This is a genomic window from Nocardioides sp. Arc9.136 (genome assembly GCF_030506255.1).
GTDB lineage: Bacteria > Actinomycetota > Actinomycetes > Propionibacteriales > Nocardioidaceae > Nocardioides.
This window is the reverse complement of sequence record NZ_CP113431.1, coordinates 1,942,934-1,957,502: the sequence shown is the minus strand read 5'-3', so window position 1 is coordinate 1,957,502 and position 14,569 is coordinate 1,942,934. Positions and strand designations below refer to the sequence as shown.

Here is a 14,569-nt window from a genome sequence, read left to right as displayed (position 1 = left end):
CCGCTACCAACACGAAGGATCAGCAGCATGACTAACGGCACCGTCAAGTGGTTCAGCGACGACAAGGGCTTCGGCTTCATCGCCCAGGAGGGCGGCGGCGCGGACGTCTTCGTCCACCACAGCAACATCCAGGGCAACGGCTACAAGTCCCTCAAGGACGACCAGAAGGTCGAGTTCGACGTCGTCGCCGGCCCCAAGGGTCCGCAGGCCGAGAACGTCCGGGCTCTCTGAGTCCCACCCCGCACTCCGTCCGACGGCGGCTCACCGATCACGCATCGGTGGCCGCCGTCCGGCGATTTCGGGGGTCTGGTGCCGGCCGCGGGGCCCGAAGTGTCCGGCTTCCCGGTCGCTCACCACCCGGCGACGGTGGTGACGCGCCCGGTGTCGGGGTCCCAGCGACGCAGCCGGGTGAAGGTCAGCACGACGTCCTCGTGACCGAGCACGTCGACCGCCCGCTGGGCGTCCTCGCGGGCCAGCCGGCGGGCCAGCGTCACGTGCGGCAACCAGCCCAGGTGGGCCCGGTCGGGCACCTGGACGCGCACGGCCAGCACGCGGCGCACGACGTCGTCGTCGATGTCGAACGCGCGGGCGACGGTCAGCCGGTCCCCGCCGAGCAGCAGCAGCCCGGCCGAGCGGGCCCGGAACGGCAGCAGCGAGCCCAGGCGCGCGGAGGCGACGTCGATCGCCGCGTCGGGGAGCTCCGGCGCCGACACGACCGTCAGGTGCGGGGCGTTGGTCGGGCCCCGGTGGTCCAGCTGCGAGGGCAGGCCGGCGTCGCGGAGCCGTTCCCAGTCGTGGCGGACCGCCTCCTGGCCGGCCTCGTCGGGGACCAGCTCGAGCGCGTGCAGCGGCATCAGCGGCGCCCCGTCACGCGAGCCACGCCGTCGCCCGCCGGGTGTGCCCGGCCTTGGTGGCCGGTTCCATCCCGTCGTAGAGCCGGGCGACCATCTGGGAGCGCGGGTTGCGCGCGAACACGTCCTGGTGGTCCCTCACGAAGGTCCAGTAGAGCGCGTCCCAGTCGGCCCGCCACTCACCGGGGCCGAAGTCGGTGAGCTTGCGCAGGTAGTTCGACCCCGACACGTAGGGCTTGGTCACGATCGCCTCGCCCGCGGCGAACTGGCTCATGCCGTACACGTTGGGCACCATCACCCAGTCGTAGGCGTCGATGAACATCTCCATGAACCACTCGTACGCCGCGTCCGGCTCGGTCCGCAGCAGGCACATCGCGTTGCCCAGCACCATGAGCCGCTCGATGTGGTGGGCGTAGCCGGTGCGCAGCACCTTGGCCAGCACGTGGTCCACCGGCTCGAGCCCGGTCGTGGCGTCCCACCAGCCCTCGGCGAGCGGCCGGGTGTGGCCCAGGTGGTTGCGGCTGCGCAGCGCGCGACCCCACAGGACGTAGGAGGCCCGCATGTACTCCCGCCACCCGATCACCTGGCGCACGAAGCCCTCCAGCGAGGCCAGCGGCACGTCGGCCGACTCCCCGGCCTCGAGGGCCCGGTCGAGCACCCGCGCGGGGGTGACCAGGCCGGTGTTGAGCGCCGGGGTCAGCAGGGAGTGGAAGAGGAAGTCGTGCTCGGTCGACACCGCGTCCTCGTAGGGACCGAACTGCGGGAACCGGTCGGCCAGGAACGCGTCGTACGCCGCCTCGGCCTCCTCGTGCGAGGTCGCCCAGGCGAACGCCGACGCGTCACCGGGGTTGTCGGGGAACTCCCGGCCGACCCAGGCAATCGCCTCCTCCACCGCCGGGTGGCGCTCGGGGGCCGCGACGTCGGGGACCGGGTGGTGCCGCGGCAGCTTCTTGCGGTTCTCCTCGTCGAAGGACCACCGTCCGCCCACCGGCTCGCCGTCGCCCTCGACGAGCACGTCGAGCCGTTTGCGCTGCCAGGAGTAGAAGTGCTGCATCCGCGCCGCCCGCCCGCGAGGACCGGCCACCCCGTCGAAGTGCGCGGCGAGGTCGGCGCGGGAGGTCAGGAACATCGGCGTCTCGAGCACCTCCTCGGGCCGCAGCTCGTGCCCGGCCTCGGCGAGCGCCGCCGTCAGGTCCCGGGAGAGCCAGTCGTCGACGACGTCGTACACCCGCACCTCGGTCGGCCGCAGCCGCCGCAGCACCTCCACCAGGCCCACGCGGCTGGACCGCTCCGCGGAGGTCTCGACCACCTCGACGTCGCGACCGGCCTCGCGCAGGCGGTCGGCGAAGCGGCGCATCGACGCGCGGTGCAGGACGAGCTTCTGGGCGTGGAAGCGGTACTGGCGGAACAGCAGGTCGTGCTCGACGAGGACGTACGTCGTGCCGTGGGGCGCCTCGAGGTGGTCGAGGAAGAGCTGGTGGGGCATCACCAGCTGGACACGCCGTTCCGTCACGGGCGGGCCGGTACCCATACTCCGGGCATGGCGCTCCTCGACACCTGGACCCGCGGCGAGCACGTCGACGCCGACGGCACCGCGCACCCGACGTACCGCAAGGGCGAGGGACCCGGCATCGTGCTGGTCCACGAGATCCCGGGCATCTCCCCGGAGGTCGTCGGGTACGCCGAGGAGCTGGTCGCGGCCGGCTACACCGTGGTGCTGCCCCAGCTCTTCGGCCGGCCCGAGGCGCCGGTCGGCGTCGCGTCCGTCGCCCGGGCGATGGCGCAGATCTGCGTGAGCCGCGAGATGAGCATGCTCGCCGCCGGTCGCACGACGCCGGTCGCCGGCTGGCTCCGGTCGCTGGCCCGGTCGCTGCACGCGGAGCTCGGCGGACCGGGTGTCGGTGCCCTGGGGATGTGCTTCACCGGCGGCTTCGCGCTGGCGATGATGGTCGACCCCGCGGTGGCCGCGCCGGTGCTGGCCCAGCCTTCGACGCCGTTCCCCCTCGGGCGCCGGCGCGCCGCCGACCTCGGGCTCTCCCCCGACGACCTCGCCACCGTCCGCGACCGCGCGGCGGGCGGCTGCCAGGTGCTGGGCCTGCGCTACCGCGGCGACCGGATGGTCGGCACCCGGTTCGAGACGCTCACCCGCGAGATCGGCGACGCGTTCCTCCGCGTCGACCTGCCCGGCTCCAAGCACTCCACCCTCACCCTGCACCGCCACGAGGAGGCGGTCGAGGCGGTGCTGGAGTTCTTCGAGGCGCAGCTGCGGCGGTAGCCGCAAGGTTCAGCGGCCAGCCGCTGGAACTGTCGGTTGGCCGATGAAGCTTCAGCGGCCGACCGACAGGTTCAGCGGCCAGCCGATGAAGCCTGCGGCCAGCGCGAACAGCCCCGCCGACGCAGCGAACAGCGCGGCGAAGCCGGCGGTGACGACCACCAGGTCGGTGGCGGAGGCGCCGGCGTGGAGGTCGGCCAGGAGGACCGTCGAGGTCACGACCACCTGGGTCAGGGCGGTGGCGCCGAGCGCGAGGACCATGCCGCGGGGGCGCAGCCGCGCGGCCACCGAACCGACCACGAGGACGGCGGGCACGGCGACGTACACCCGGTCCACGCGGCCCCCGTCCCCCACGATGCCGACGGCACCCGCGGCGAGGACCAGCACGACGGCGGCTCCGGCGGCGACGAGCAGGCCGAGCCGGTGGGCGGTGCGAGGAGTCATGCCACGACGGTACGAGCCCGGCCGGCCGGGAGGTGTCGAGGAGATGTGGAGATCCGGTGCAGGTCGGGCGGTGCAGCACCGGGCGCGGCGGGGCCGGGGCGGGGTCATTCCTCCCGCGGCGCCCCGGGGTGCGGGTCGAGCTTGGTGTCCAGGTGCTCCCCGGCGATGCCGTTCTCTATCCGCTGGCGCTGGCGCCGGGTCGAGCGGGCACTCGCGAGCACGTAGCCGAGGGCGAGTGCCACCAGCACCACGACGAGGACGATCCAGGCGGTCATGCCGTCCGGTTCCGCGCCCACCCATCGGCATACCTGCTGACCCGGGCGCCGCCGCGCCGCTACGTTGCCGGACGTGGACAGCGCCCGCGCGATCGAGAACCTCCTCTACGTCTACGCCGAGCGGGTCGACGCCGGCGACCTCGACGGCGTCGGCGCCCTGTTCGAGCACGGCAGCGTCGTGGGGCACCACGGCGCCGAGTCCGTCCGTGAGATGTACGCCGCCACCATGCGCGTCCACGAGGAGACCGGCACCCCGCGGACCCACCACGTGGTCTCCAACCCGGTCATCGAGGTCGACGAGGCCGCCGGCACCGCGACGTGCCGCTCGCGGTTCACCGTCCTCCAGGCGACCGACACCCTCCCGCTGCAGCCGGTGGCGGCCGGTCGCTATGTCGACACCTTCACCCGGCTCGACGGCACCTGGTGGTTCGCCACCCGGACCATGCGGCTCGACCTGACCGGCGACCTGGGCCAGCACCTGCTCGGCTGAGGGGCCGCGAGCCGGTCAGGAATCGAGAAGCGCCCGCGCGTCCCCCGCCCCTAGCGTCGGTCCCGTCGACGACCACGCGAGAGGAACGAGGGACACCATGACCGGAGCGAGCGGGACCGACGGCTTCACCCCCGAGGAGCGCGCGGCGATGAAGGAGCGCGCGGCCGAGCTGCGCGCCGAGGGCCGCGGTGGCGCGAAGAAGGCCGACGGGCTCAAGGCGGTCCTGGACCGGATCGCGCAGATGACCCCCGAGGACCGCCTGCTCGCGGAGCGGGTGCACGTCGCGGTGACGGCCACGGCGCCCCAGCTGCTGCCGAAGACCTGGTACGGCATGCCGGCGTACGCCGACGCCTCGGGCAAGGCCGTGGTCTTCTTCCAGGACGCCGGGAAGTTCGGCGCGCGCTATTCCACGATCGGCTTCCAGGACAACGCCGCGCTCGACGACGGCGACATGTGGCCGGTGTCGTACGCCGTCGTCGCCTGGAACGACCGGGTCGAGGAGCGGGTCGTGGCGCTGGTGCGGGCCGCCACCGGCTCCTGAGCAGCCCGGAGGCCCCGGTCAGGCGCCGACCATCAGGCAGAACGGGTGCCCGGTGGGGTCGGCCAGCACGTACAGGGGCTCCTCGGCGACGTACGTGCGGTCGAGCAGCAGCGTCGCCCCGAGCTCCTCGGCCCGCCGCCGGTGCCGCTCGAGCGCCTCGACGTCCGGGACGGCGAAGTCGAGGTGCAGCTGGGCCGGGACGGTGTGGTCGGGCCAGTCGGGCCGCTCGATCGAGGGGACGTCCTGGAAGGCCAGCACGCGCCGGCCCGCGTCGTCGACGAGCACGAGCCAGTCGGCGTCGTCGGGCGAGCCGTCGGTCGGCGGCTCGTCCCCGGGCCGGTAGCGCAGCCCGAGGAGCTCCCGGTAGAACTCCGCGAGCGGCCGGCACTCGAGCGCGTCGAGCACCGTGTGCATCAGGACGGGGTGGCCCCCGTCGACCGCGCCGGTCACCGGCCGCGCCCACCGTTGGACCGCGCCGCCCGCGCCACGTCCCGGCTGAGCAGCACCACCTGCGGTGGGCGGAACGCCGTCATCGCTCGAGCGGACGCCCCGGGTCCGCGGTCCAGGCGTTCATCGAGCCGTCGTAGACCGCGACGTCGTCGCGCCCGAGGTCCATCAACGTGAGCGCGACCGCCGTGGCCGCGATGCCGCCACCGCAGTAGGTCACGGGCCGCTTGCCCGCGTCGAGCGCGCCGACCGAGGCGAGCAGCTCGCGCAGCTCCTCGATCGGGCGCATCCGGCCGTCGGGCCCGACGAGCTCGTCGAAGGGCACGTTGACGCTGCCGGGGATGTGGCCCTGCGCGAAGAGCCCACGGTCCAGCGCATTGACCAGCAGCACGTCCGGGTCGTCGACGGCGGCCTCGACGTCCTGCGTCGACCGGATCCGATCGGGGCGGCGCCGGGCGGTGAAGGTGGTCGGCGGGTACGTCTCGGTGCCGGAGGTCGTCTCGAACCCGGCGGCCCGCCACGCGTCGAGGCCGCCGTCGAGGACCGAGACCCGGTCGAAGCCCTCGAGCCCGAACTGCCACCACAGGCGCGTCGCCCAGATCCCGTTGACCGAGTCGTAGACGACGACGCGGTGCTCGTCGCCGACCCCCAGCTCGCCGACCACCGCGGCGAACCGGTCGGGGCCCACCGCGGCGAACGGCGCCTCGCCCTCGGGGTCGCTCAGCGCCGAGACCTGGTCGACGAAGACCGCTCCCGGCACGTGCTCCTGCTCGTAGGACGCCCGGCCCGGCTCGATCCGCGGGCCGTCGTCACCGGGGCTGAGGTGGACCGTGCCGTCGAGGACCCGCACCGTGGGATCGGCCAGGTGCTCGTGCAGCCACTCGACGGACACGTGGCGGGGTACGTCGCTCATGCCCGGGAGGTACCCAGGAGGACCCGCGGGAGCCCACCGGCCCGCGCCGGCCCGCGCCGGCCTGCGCCGGCCTGCGGGTCAGTGCCGGGCCGACGCGTCGTCGCGGGCGCGCGCCTCCCGGCGGCGGGAGCGGGCGTGGTCGACCGCCGCGACGAACAGCGCGAGCGCCAGCACCCCGAAGAGGTAGACCTTCGCCACGCCCTCGGGCACCTCGCCGACGTACCGGTGCACCAGCCCGAGGACGACCATCCCGAGCGCCACCACGAACCCCGGCAGGAGCACCAGCGCGCCCACCTGGAGCGCCTGCTCGTCGCGTGCGGCCCGGTCGCGCATGCCACCAGCATGCGTCCCCGACCGCCCGGCCGCCACCCTCACCGCGCCGGGCGGCGCGCGGGTCGCAGACGTGCCCGGACCGCGTTGCCGGCGCAGAGCACCACGACCAGCCCGCCGACGACGGTGGCGGTGCCGACCTGCTCGCCGAGCAGCAGGGCGGCCCAGCCGATGGAGAGGACCGGCTGGGCGAGCTGGACCTGGCTGACCTGGGCCATCGGGCCGATCGCGAGGCCGCGGTACCAGGCGAAGAAGCCGAGGAACATGCTGACGACACCCAGGTACGCGAAGGCCGCCCACTCCGCCGACGTCGCGCGGGGCGCCTCGGCACGCACGGCGACCACGGTGAGCGCACCCATCAGCGGGGAGCAGACGACCAGGGCCCACGACACCGTCTGCCAGGCGCCGAGCTCGCGGGCGAGCAGCCCGCCCTCGGCGTACCCCACCGCCGCGGCGACGACGGCACCGAGCAGCAGGAGGTCCGCCCACTGGAGGTGACCGAGGCCGGCCCCGCCCGACCCGAGGCCGGCGAACAGGACGGTCGCCACGGCGCCGAGCGCGGAGGCGACCCAGAACGCCGCCGGCGGCCGCTCCCGCCCGCGCACCACCGCGAGCGCCGCGGTGGCGGCGGGGAGCAGGGCGATGACGACCGCGCCGTGGCTCGCGGGCGCCGACGTGAGCGCGAAGGAGGTGAGCAGCGGGAAGCCGACGACGACGCCGAGACCCACGACCGCGAGCCGGGCCCACTGCCGCCCCCGGGGCAGCCGCTGCCGGGTGAGGGCCAGGGCCAGCGCGGCGAGGACGGCGGCGACGACGGCGCGACCCGCGCCGATGAAGACCGGGGACAGGCCGCCCACCGCGAACCGGGTGAGGGGGACGGTGAAGGAGAAGGCCAGCACGCCGAGCGAACCCCAGGCGAGCCCGGCCCGGGCCGGCGCCGCTGCCGGCGTCGAGGCCCGCGGCGACGTCGGCGTTGGTAACGGCTTGCCAGGCGGGTGAGTAGCGCTATCGTCGATCTTCATGTCCGACAGTAGCAGCGGGCGGATCGCCGCCGACCTGCGCGCCTGGGTCGGCGCGTCCGCCCCCGGCGCGCGCCTCCCCTCGACCCGGGAGCTGGTGGCGCGCCACCAGGCCAGCCCGGTGACGGTGCAGCGTGCGCTGCGGGCGCTGCTGGCCGAGGGCCTCGTCGAGAGCCGGCCCGGGGTGGGCACGTTCGTCCTCGGGCCACGACGCGCACGGGCCGCCGACCACGGCTGGCAGACCGCCGCCCTGGGCGCGCCGCCGGCGCGGATCGGCTCGGTGTCCACGACGCTGCGCAGCGCCCCGAACGACGTCATCGCCCTGCACTCGGGCTACCCCGACCGCGAGCTGCTCCCCGAGCGGCTGGTCCGGGCCGCGCTCACGCGTGCCGCGCGGGGCGCGGGTGCGTCGGCGCGCGCTCCGGTCGCCGGGCTGCCCGAGCTGCAGGCGTGGTTCGCGCAGGAGCTGGCCGGGACGACGCCGGCCGACGTGTCGGCCGTGGCGCCCGGCGACGTCACCGTCCTGCCGGGCAGCCAGAGCGGCCTGACCTCGATCTTCCGGTCGGTCGTGGGGGCCGGTCAGCCGTTGCTGGTGGAGTCCCCGACCTACTGGGGAGCACTCCTCGCCGCCCGCCAGGCCGGGGTCCGGCTCGTGCCCGTCCCGAGCGGGCCCGCCGGTCCGGACCCCACCGAGCTGGACCGCGCCTTCGCGGAGACCGGGGCGCGCGTCCTGTACGCCCAGCCGAGCTACGCCAACCCGACCGGCGCGCAGTGGCCGACCGAGGTGAGCCGCACGGTGCTCGAGGTGGTGCGGTCCCGCCACGCCTTCCTCGTCGAGGACGACTGGGCGCACGACTTCGGCATCAGCACGACCGTCACGCCGCTCGCCGGCCTCGACGACGCCGGCCACGTCATCCACCTGCGGTCGCTGACCAAGAGCGTCTCCCCCGCCGTCCGGGTGGCGGCGGTGGTCGCCCGCGGTCCCGTGCGGGACCGGATCCGGGCCGACCGCACCGTGGAGTCGATGTACGTCAGCCCCGTCCTGCAGGCCGCCGCGCTCGACGTCGTCACCGACCCCGGGTGGACCACCCACCGGCGCCGGCTCCGCGACCAGCTCCGCGACCGCCGCGACCTGCTCGCCCGGGCGCTGCGGGACCACGCGCCGCAGGCCGTCGTCGAGCACCTGCCGCCGGGCGGGCTCAACCTGTGGGCCCGGCTGCCCGACGGCACGGACCTCGAGCGCCTGGGCGCGGACTGCGAGCGGGCGGGCCTGCTGGTCGGCGCCGGGACCGAGTGGTTCCCGGCCGAGCCGGCGGCGCCGTACCTGCGGCTGAACTACGCGGGGCCGGACCCCTCGGCCTTCCCCGAGGCGGCGCGGATCCTCGGCGCGGCCCTGTCCGGCGTCACGGGCTGACGTCGTCAGCGCTGCACGACGGCGGGTGCGGCGCCGTGGGTCCCTCCGGCGTCGAGCTGGTCGGCCGCGGAGACGACCAGCCCGCCGAGCAGGAACGCCGCGATCGCGGCGACCAGGGTCGAGGTCGCGAACGACGGGATGAACCGCCGTGCGCCGGTCGGGTCGGCCGGGGCGTCGTGGTACCTGTGGGTGAGCGCGTGGCCCTTCCCGCGCTGCAGGAGGTACCGGTTGACCGGGTACGCCGCGAGGAACGCCACGGCGAGCGCGATCGGCATGCCGACCCAGAAGGTGACGTCGACCAGGCCGGCGCCCATCGCCCCCGGTATCAGCGCCATGACCAGGTTGTCGACGACCTCCATGGTCGCGATGGACAGCGTGTCGGCGGCCAGCACGACGCCCAGCGCGGCGCCGACGCCCAGGCCGGCCTTGACCAGCGGCAGCGTCGAGAGCGTGTACCCGAAGAGGAACGCGAGCCCCACCGCCAGCGCGATCGTCCAGCCGCTCGAGAGGCCGACCGCCGTGCCGATCATCAGGCCGGCGATCTCGCCGATCGCGCAGCCGGTGAGGCAGTGCAGGGTCGCGCTGAGCGCCATCGACCGGCTGCTCCCGTGATCGTGCCCGCTCTCCCGCGCGTGGTGGTGCTCGTGGTCGTGCCCGCCGTGGTGCGCCGTCGCGTGGTCCATGTCGGTGGAACAGATACCCCCGGGGGGTGTATTCCATCTGCCGTCGACCGGCGCTCAGGTCGAGAGCACCAGGCCGCTCGTCGGCACGCCGGTGCCCGCGGTGACCAGCACGTGCTCGGCGCCCTCGACCTGGTTGACCGAGGTGCCCCGCAGCTGGCGCACGCCCTCCGCGATGCCGTTCATCCCGTGGATGTAGGCCTCGCCGAGCTGGCCGCCGTGGGTGTTGACCGGCAGTCGTCCGCCGATCTCGATCGCCCCGTCGGCGACGAAGCCCGGCGCCTCGCCGCGCCCGCAGAAGCCGAGCTCCTCCAGCTGCATCAGGACGTACGGCGTGAAGTGGTCGTAGAGGACGGCGACCGGCACGTCCTCGGGCCGGAGGCCGGACTGGCGCCACAGCTCGCGCCCGACCACGCCCATCTCCGGGATGCCGATGTCGTCGCGGTAGTACGACGTCATCACGAACTGGTCCCGGCCGCTCCCTTGCGCCGCGGCCGCGACGTACGCCGGCCTCTGCGGCAGGTCCTTGGCCCGCTCGGCGGAGACCACGACCAGCGCGACCGCGCCGTCGGACTCCTGGCAGCAGTCGAGCAGGTGCAGCGGGTCGGCGATCATCCGTGAGGCCTGGTGGTCCTCGAGGGTGATCGGCCTGCCGTGGAAGAAGGCGTTCGGGTTGGTCGCGGCGTGCCGGCGGTCGGCCACGGCGACGCGGCCGAAGTCCTCGGAGGTGGCGCCGTACTCGTGCATGTAGCGCCGGGCCTGCATCGCCACGGTGGCGGCGGGCGTGCCGAGGCCCATGGGGTAGGTCCAGGCGTTGTCGAGGCCGTTGGTGTTGACCTGGGTGGCCGCGGCGACCGAGACCTGCCCGAAGCGGCTGCCCGAGCGCTCGTTGAAGCCGCGGTAGCAGACCACGACGTCCGCGACACCGGTCGCGACGGCCATCGCCGCCTGCTGCACGGTCGCGCAGGCCGCGCCGCCGCCGTAGTTGATCCGGGAGAAGAACCGCAGCTCCGGCACCCCGAGCTCGCGGGCCACCGCGATCTCCGAGGAGGTGTCCATGGTGAACGTCGTGAGGCCGTCGACGTCGGCCGGCGTCAGGCCGCAGTCGGCGAGCGCGGCGAGGACCGCCTCGACGGAGAGCTGCAGCTCCGAGCGCCCGGACGCCTTGGAGAACTCCGTGGCGCCGATCCCGACGATCGCGGCCTCGCGCGAGAGGCCGGCCATCAGACGGCCACCTTCACGGTGCCGATGACGTGGTCGCCGAGGGAGACCGAGCCGGTCACCCTGAGGGTGGCGACGCCGTCCTCGACCGACTCGACGGAGCCGGTGAAGGTCAGGGTGTCGTAGGGGTAGGCCGGCGCACCGAGGCGGATCGCGATGCCACGCACGTCGGCGTCGTGGCCGGCCCACTCGGTGACGTAGCGCTCCACCAGCGCGGTCGAGGTCAGGATGTTGACGAAGATGTCCTTCGACCCGGCCGCCTGGGCGATGTCGCGGTCGTGGTGGACGTCCTGGAAGTCGCGGGTGGAGATGGCCGTGCTCACCACGAGGGTGGGCGTGATCGGCAGCTCCCAGGTCGGGATCGTGTCGCCGACGGTGAGGGTGGTCATGTCAGGCCTTCCGCCAGGTCGGGAGGGTCAGGTCGTCGTCGATGCGGTGGAAGTCGACGCGCAGCCGCATGCCGATCGCGATCTCCTCGGCGCTCACGTCGGCGACCTCGCCGACCATGCGGACGCCCTCGTCGAGGTCGATCAGCACGAGCACGATCGGCAGCTCCTTGCCGGGCACGGGCGGGTGCCGGTGCACGACGTAGGAGAACACCGTGCCGGTGCCGGCCGCGACGACGTAGGACTGGTCGAAGGAGTGGCACTGCGGGCAGGAGGGGCCCGGCGGGAAGCGCAGGGCGCCGCAGCCGTTGCACCGCTGGACGCGCAGCTCGCCCGCCGCGGTCCCCTCCCAGAAGAACTCGCTGTCGCGGTTGCGCATCGGGCGGATCACGCCCGGGGTCGTGGAGCCGGTGCCGGTCACGAGGCGGCCGCCTCGGCGCTCGCGCCCTTCGGGACGAACTTCAGGACGCGGAACAGCATCGTCGCGACCACCTCGTCGCCGACGTACCAGGTGTTGCGCGAGGTCACGAAGTAGCCCTCACCCATGCCGGTCCGCTTGGGCCCCACGACCGAGTCGAGGGCGGTGGTGACGCGGACCTGCTCGCCGACCCGGAGGGTACGGCGGTACTCCTGCTCGCAGTTCGTGCCGAGCACGGCGGTGAACCCCTCGTCGGTGAGCACCTTCATCATCCCGTGCAGCGGGTCGTCGGCGGGCGGCTTGCCGCCCAGGCCGTACATCGTCCAGACCTGCGCCATCGACGGCGGCGCCTCGCCCGCCCTCCAGCGCGGGTTGGTGTTCCCCATCGCCTCGAGCCAGTTGTTGATCGTGGGCTGGTTGACCGGGTCGCGGCCGTCGCGCTCGGCGGCCTCGCCGAGCGCCCGGATCCGCTCGGCCTCCGCCATGATCCGCTCGTGCACGGTCTCGCCGGCCGCCTCGCCCGTGCTCATCGGGGCACCCGCGGCAGCCCGAGGCCGAACATCGCGACCAGCTCGCGCTGGACCTCCTGCACGCCGCCGCCGAAGGTGAGGACGAGGTTCCGCTTGGCCTGCGCGTCGAGGTACTCCGCGAGGTGGCGGGTCTCGGCCTCCCCCGGGTCGCCGTACCGGTGCACGATCCGGGTCAGGTCGTCGAGCAGGTGCTGGACCTGGTCGGCGGCGAAGATCTTGGAGGACGACGCGTCGCCCACCGAGACCTCGCCGACCGCGGCCGCGCGGGCGACCTCCCAGTTGAGCAGCTCGTTGACCCGGAACACCGCGGTCGTGCGGCCCATCACCTCCAGCACGTCGGGCCGGTCGGCGACGCCCGCCTTGGTCGCCCAGTCCAGGACGCGGTCGCGCAGGCCCTCGATCCGGCCGGCCGGGCCGAGCATGACCCGCTCGTGGTTGAGCTGGGTGGTGATCAGCTTCCAGCCCTGGTTCTCCTCCCCGACCAGCATGTCGACCGGCACGCGCACGTCGTTGTAGTACGTCGCGTTGACGTGGTGGCTGCCGTCGGCGGTGATGATCGGCGTGAAGGAGTAACCGGGGTCGGTGGTGTCGACGATGAGGATCGAGATGCCCTTGTGCTTGGGCGCGTCGGGGTCGGTGCGCACGGCGAGCCACACGTAGTCGGCCTGGTGGCCGCCGGTGGTCCACATCTTCTGCCCGTTGACGACGAAGTGGTCGCCGTCGCGCCGGGCGGTCGTGCGCAGCGAGGCCAGGTCGGTGCCGGCGTCGGGCTCGGAGTAGCCGATCGCGAAGTGGACGTCGCCCTCGAGGATCCGCTTGAGGAACAGGTCCTTCTGCTTCTGGGTGCCGTAGCGGATCAGCGTCGGCCCGACGGTCTGCAGCGTCACGGCCGGCAGGTGCACGTCGGCGTGCTGCGCCTCGTTGGCGAAGATCGTCTGCTCGATCTCGCCGAGCCCGTGGCCGCCGTACTCCTTCGGCCAGCCGACGCCCATCCAGCCGTCGGTGCCCATCTGCCGCACGACGCGCTGGTAGGTCGGACCGTGCCGGTCCTTGCCCATGTCGAGGTGCTGGTCGTGGTCGGCGAGGTTGGTGAAGTAGGTCCGCAGCTCGGCCTTGAGCGCGCGCTGGTCGGCGCTGAGCTCGAGGTTTTTGGTGGTCGGGTCCTCCACGCGGACCTGCTCGGGCCGGGTGTCGAGGGCGTGCACGACGTCCATGACCCAGGAGTAGTAGTGGTGCATCGGGTAGGTCTCGTCGACGCCCATGCCGCCGTGGAGGTGGTGGCAGGTGCGCATGGCGCGGGGCGCCTCGGCCGAGATCCAGTACGCCGCGACGGCGAGGTCGTCGGTGGCGTCGAGGCCTTGCTCGATGCGCCAGGCGGCGTTCGCGCCGGCGAGGTCGGCGAGGCGCGAGGTGATGTAGACGTCCGCGACCTGCATCGCGACCGCCTGGAACTCCGCCAGCGACCGCCCGAACTGGGTGCGCCCCTTGACGTAGGCCGCGGTCAGGTCGCGTGCGCCGGCGACGACGCCCGCGGCGGTCAGCACCAGGCCGGCGACGGCGTGCTCGCGCAGCGCGCGGGCGGCGTCCGGTCCGCCGACCAGCTCGGCCGGCGCGCCGTCGAGGACGACGGTGTGCTCGGGGACCCGGGCGGAGGACGGCGACTCGAGCAGCTCCACACCCGGACCCTGCGGGTCGACGAGCACGAGGACGGGCTCGCCGCCCTCCCCGCCGCGGGTCGCGGTGACCAGCAGGCGGCCGGCAGCGTCGGCGTACGTCACCCCGACCTTGCGGCCGGAGACGGTCCCGTCGGCGTACGTCGTGGAGGGGGCGGCGACCGCGGCGGAGCCGAGCCCGGCACCGACCTCGCGCAGCGCCGGCGTCAGCAGCAGGTCACCGGCCGCGACGGCGGGCAGCAACGCCCGCTGCTGCTCCTCGGAGCCGTGGGCCGCGAGGACGAGCGCGCCGCAGCACAGCGTCTCCCAGACCGGGAGGTGTCGGGCACGCGTGCCGGTCTCGCGCAGCAGGACCGCGACCTCGGCGAGGCCGAGCCCCTCTCCCCCGTGCTCGGTCGGCACCGGGAGGGCGGTGAGGCCGTTGGCGGCCAGGGCCGCCCAGTCCTCGCGCCAGCTGTCGGTGCTGCGGTCGAGCGCCTCGGTGATGACCGACCGGACGGCGTCGAGCGACTCCGCCCGCTCGGTGTCCAGCTCGGTGTAGCCGTCCGTACCCACGTCCGTCTCCTCACGACTCGGGCTTCTGCCCACCCGAAACTGTAACGTGTTCTAGCACAGCACGACCTCGTCGCGAGGAGGCGATCCCACTGGCTCTCCCGAGCCCCCGC

General features: G+C 74.1%; 19 protein-coding genes. 5 read left to right on the top strand and 14 right to left on the bottom strand.

Annotated features, from left to right (window positions below; translation table 11 throughout):
- Positions 1-27: 27 nt before the first annotated feature.
- Positions 28-231 carry a cold-shock protein gene (locus OSR43_RS09525; protein WP_300954850.1) on the top strand — a complete coding sequence of 68 codons (204 nt, stop codon included), beginning with the start codon at positions 28-30 and terminating at the stop codon, positions 229-231.
- A gap of 119 nt (positions 232-350) precedes the next feature.
- Here OSR43_RS09525 and OSR43_RS09520 read toward each other — a convergent pair whose 3' ends face one another.
- Both OSR43_RS09520 and OSR43_RS09515 read right to left on the bottom strand, forming a co-directional pair.
- Positions 351-854 carry a hypothetical protein gene (locus OSR43_RS09520; protein WP_302271123.1) on the bottom strand — a complete coding sequence of 168 codons (504 nt, stop codon included), beginning with the start codon at positions 852-854 and terminating at the stop codon, positions 351-353.
- A gap of 13 nt (positions 855-867) precedes the next feature.
- On the bottom strand, positions 868-2,364 hold the full coding sequence (locus tag OSR43_RS09515) for a cryptochrome/photolyase family protein (protein WP_302271122.1): 1,497 nt from the start codon (positions 2,362-2,364) through the stop codon (positions 868-870).
- Between the two features lie 27 nt (positions 2,365-2,391).
- On the opposite strand from OSR43_RS09515, the gene OSR43_RS09510 reads away from it, so the two are divergent.
- Positions 2,392-3,126 carry a dienelactone hydrolase family protein gene (locus OSR43_RS09510; protein WP_302271121.1) on the top strand — a complete coding sequence of 245 codons (735 nt, stop codon included), beginning with the start codon at positions 2,392-2,394 and terminating at the stop codon, positions 3,124-3,126.
- Positions 3,127-3,177: 51 nt separating this feature from the next.
- On the opposite strand, the gene OSR43_RS09505 is transcribed toward OSR43_RS09510, so the two are convergent.
- On the bottom strand, positions 3,178-3,567 hold the full coding sequence (locus tag OSR43_RS09505) for a hypothetical protein (RefSeq protein WP_302271118.1): 390 nt from the start codon (positions 3,565-3,567) through the stop codon (positions 3,178-3,180).
- 104 nt (positions 3,568-3,671) lie between these two features.
- Positions 3,672-3,842, bottom strand: coding sequence for a hypothetical protein (locus tag OSR43_RS09500; protein ID WP_302271116.1), 171 nt, complete (start codon positions 3,840-3,842; stop codon positions 3,672-3,674).
- Between the two features lie 73 nt (positions 3,843-3,915).
- Between OSR43_RS09500 and OSR43_RS09495 the strand changes: the two genes are divergently transcribed.
- Positions 3,916-4,332 (top strand): nuclear transport factor 2 family protein, encoded by a 417-nt coding sequence (locus OSR43_RS09495; protein ID WP_302271114.1) that lies wholly within the window; start codon positions 3,916-3,918, stop codon positions 4,330-4,332.
- A gap of 97 nt (positions 4,333-4,429) precedes the next feature.
- A complete protein-coding gene (locus OSR43_RS09490) occupies positions 4,430-4,873 on the top strand; it encodes an iron chaperone (protein WP_302271113.1) in 444 nt (147 codons plus the stop codon).
- Between the two features lie 18 nt (positions 4,874-4,891).
- Here OSR43_RS09490 and OSR43_RS09485 read toward each other — a convergent pair whose 3' ends face one another.
- The 4 genes from OSR43_RS09485 to OSR43_RS09470 form a co-directional block, all read right to left on the bottom strand.
- Positions 4,892-5,323: a VOC family protein gene (locus tag OSR43_RS09485; protein WP_302271111.1), complete on the bottom strand. Its 432-nt coding sequence runs from the start codon at positions 5,321-5,323 to the stop codon at positions 4,892-4,894.
- A 79-nt stretch (positions 5,324-5,402) separates the two neighbouring features.
- Positions 5,403-6,233, bottom strand: coding sequence for a sulfurtransferase (locus OSR43_RS09480; protein ID WP_302271110.1), 831 nt, complete (start codon positions 6,231-6,233; stop codon positions 5,403-5,405).
- Between the two features lie 78 nt (positions 6,234-6,311).
- Positions 6,312-6,566 (bottom strand): hypothetical protein, encoded by a 255-nt coding sequence (locus tag OSR43_RS09475; protein WP_302271109.1) that lies wholly within the window; start codon positions 6,564-6,566, stop codon positions 6,312-6,314.
- A gap of 38 nt (positions 6,567-6,604) precedes the next feature.
- A complete protein-coding gene (locus OSR43_RS09470) occupies positions 6,605-7,585 on the bottom strand; it encodes a DMT family transporter (RefSeq protein ID WP_302271108.1) in 981 nt (326 codons plus the stop codon).
- On the opposite strand from OSR43_RS09470, the gene OSR43_RS09465 reads away from it, so the two are divergent.
- Complete coding sequence (locus tag OSR43_RS09465; RefSeq protein WP_302271106.1) at positions 7,584-8,996, top strand: PLP-dependent aminotransferase family protein; 1,413 nt, start codon at positions 7,584-7,586, stop codon at positions 8,994-8,996. The two genes, OSR43_RS09470 and OSR43_RS09465, sit on opposite strands and share 2 nt — an antisense overlap.
- A gap of 5 nt (positions 8,997-9,001) precedes the next feature.
- On the opposite strand, the gene OSR43_RS09460 is transcribed toward OSR43_RS09465, so the two are convergent.
- Genes OSR43_RS09460 through OSR43_RS09435 form a run of 6 tightly spaced genes read right to left on the bottom strand, consistent with a single transcriptional unit; the run spans position 9,002 to position 14,459 of the window.
- On the bottom strand, positions 9,002-9,679 hold the full coding sequence (locus tag OSR43_RS09460) for a DUF4396 domain-containing protein (RefSeq protein WP_302271105.1): 678 nt from the start codon (positions 9,677-9,679) through the stop codon (positions 9,002-9,004).
- A gap of 54 nt (positions 9,680-9,733) precedes the next feature.
- Complete coding sequence (locus tag OSR43_RS09455) at positions 9,734-10,900, bottom strand: lipid-transfer protein (RefSeq protein ID WP_302271104.1); 1,167 nt, start codon at positions 10,898-10,900, stop codon at positions 9,734-9,736.
- Positions 10,900-11,286, bottom strand: coding sequence for a MaoC family dehydratase (locus OSR43_RS09450; protein ID WP_302271102.1), 387 nt, complete (start codon positions 11,284-11,286; stop codon positions 10,900-10,902). The genes OSR43_RS09455 and OSR43_RS09450 overlap by 1 nt, the downstream gene beginning before the upstream one ends.
- 1 nt (position 11,287) lies before the next feature.
- Positions 11,288-11,704: a Zn-ribbon domain-containing OB-fold protein gene (locus OSR43_RS09445; RefSeq protein WP_302271100.1), complete on the bottom strand. Its 417-nt coding sequence runs from the start codon at positions 11,702-11,704 to the stop codon at positions 11,288-11,290.
- On the bottom strand, positions 11,701-12,231 hold the full coding sequence (locus OSR43_RS09440) for a MaoC family dehydratase N-terminal domain-containing protein (protein ID WP_302271099.1): 531 nt from the start codon (positions 12,229-12,231) through the stop codon (positions 11,701-11,703). Before OSR43_RS09440 ends, OSR43_RS09445 begins: the two co-directional genes overlap by 4 nt.
- Complete coding sequence (locus tag OSR43_RS09435) at positions 12,228-14,459, bottom strand: acyl-CoA dehydrogenase (protein ID WP_302271098.1); 2,232 nt, start codon at positions 14,457-14,459, stop codon at positions 12,228-12,230. The genes OSR43_RS09440 and OSR43_RS09435 overlap by 4 nt, the downstream gene beginning before the upstream one ends.
- Between the last annotated feature and the right edge of the window lie 110 nt (positions 14,460-14,569).

Bases quoted from the DNA above. Each gene is read 5' to 3' on its own strand.
- OSR43_RS09525 (WP_300954850.1), top strand. From the start codon at position 28: ATGACTAACGGCACCGTCAAGTGGTTCAGCGACGACAAGGGCTTCGGC.
- OSR43_RS09520 (WP_302271123.1), bottom strand. From the start codon at position 854: ATGCCGCTGCACGCGCTCGAGCTGGTCCCCGACGAGGCCGGCCAGGAG.
- OSR43_RS09510 (WP_302271121.1), top strand. From the start codon at position 2,392: ATGGCGCTCCTCGACACCTGGACCCGCGGCGAGCACGTCGACGCCGAC.
- OSR43_RS09505 (WP_302271118.1), bottom strand. From the start codon at position 3,567: ATGACTCCTCGCACCGCCCACCGGCTCGGCCTGCTCGTCGCCGCCGGA.
- OSR43_RS09500 (WP_302271116.1), bottom strand. From the start codon at position 3,842: ATGACCGCCTGGATCGTCCTCGTCGTGGTGCTGGTGGCACTCGCCCTC.
- OSR43_RS09490 (WP_302271113.1), top strand. From the start codon at position 4,430: ATGACCGGAGCGAGCGGGACCGACGGCTTCACCCCCGAGGAGCGCGCG.
- OSR43_RS09480 (WP_302271110.1), bottom strand. From the start codon at position 6,233: ATGAGCGACGTACCCCGCCACGTGTCCGTCGAGTGGCTGCACGAGCAC.
- OSR43_RS09475 (WP_302271109.1), bottom strand. From the start codon at position 6,566: ATGCGCGACCGGGCCGCACGCGACGAGCAGGCGCTCCAGGTGGGCGCG.
- OSR43_RS09465 (WP_302271106.1), top strand. From the start codon at position 7,584: ATGTCCGACAGTAGCAGCGGGCGGATCGCCGCCGACCTGCGCGCCTGG.
- OSR43_RS09470 (WP_302271108.1), bottom strand. From the start codon at position 7,585: ATGAAGATCGACGATAGCGCTACTCACCCGCCTGGCAAGCCGTTACCA.
- OSR43_RS09460 (WP_302271105.1), bottom strand. From the start codon at position 9,679: ATGGACCACGCGACGGCGCACCACGGCGGGCACGACCACGAGCACCAC.
- OSR43_RS09455 (WP_302271104.1), bottom strand. From the start codon at position 10,900: ATGGCCGGCCTCTCGCGCGAGGCCGCGATCGTCGGGATCGGCGCCACG.
- OSR43_RS09450 (WP_302271102.1), bottom strand. From the start codon at position 11,286: ATGACCACCCTCACCGTCGGCGACACGATCCCGACCTGGGAGCTGCCG.
- OSR43_RS09440 (WP_302271099.1), bottom strand. From the start codon at position 12,231: ATGAGCACGGGCGAGGCGGCCGGCGAGACCGTGCACGAGCGGATCATG.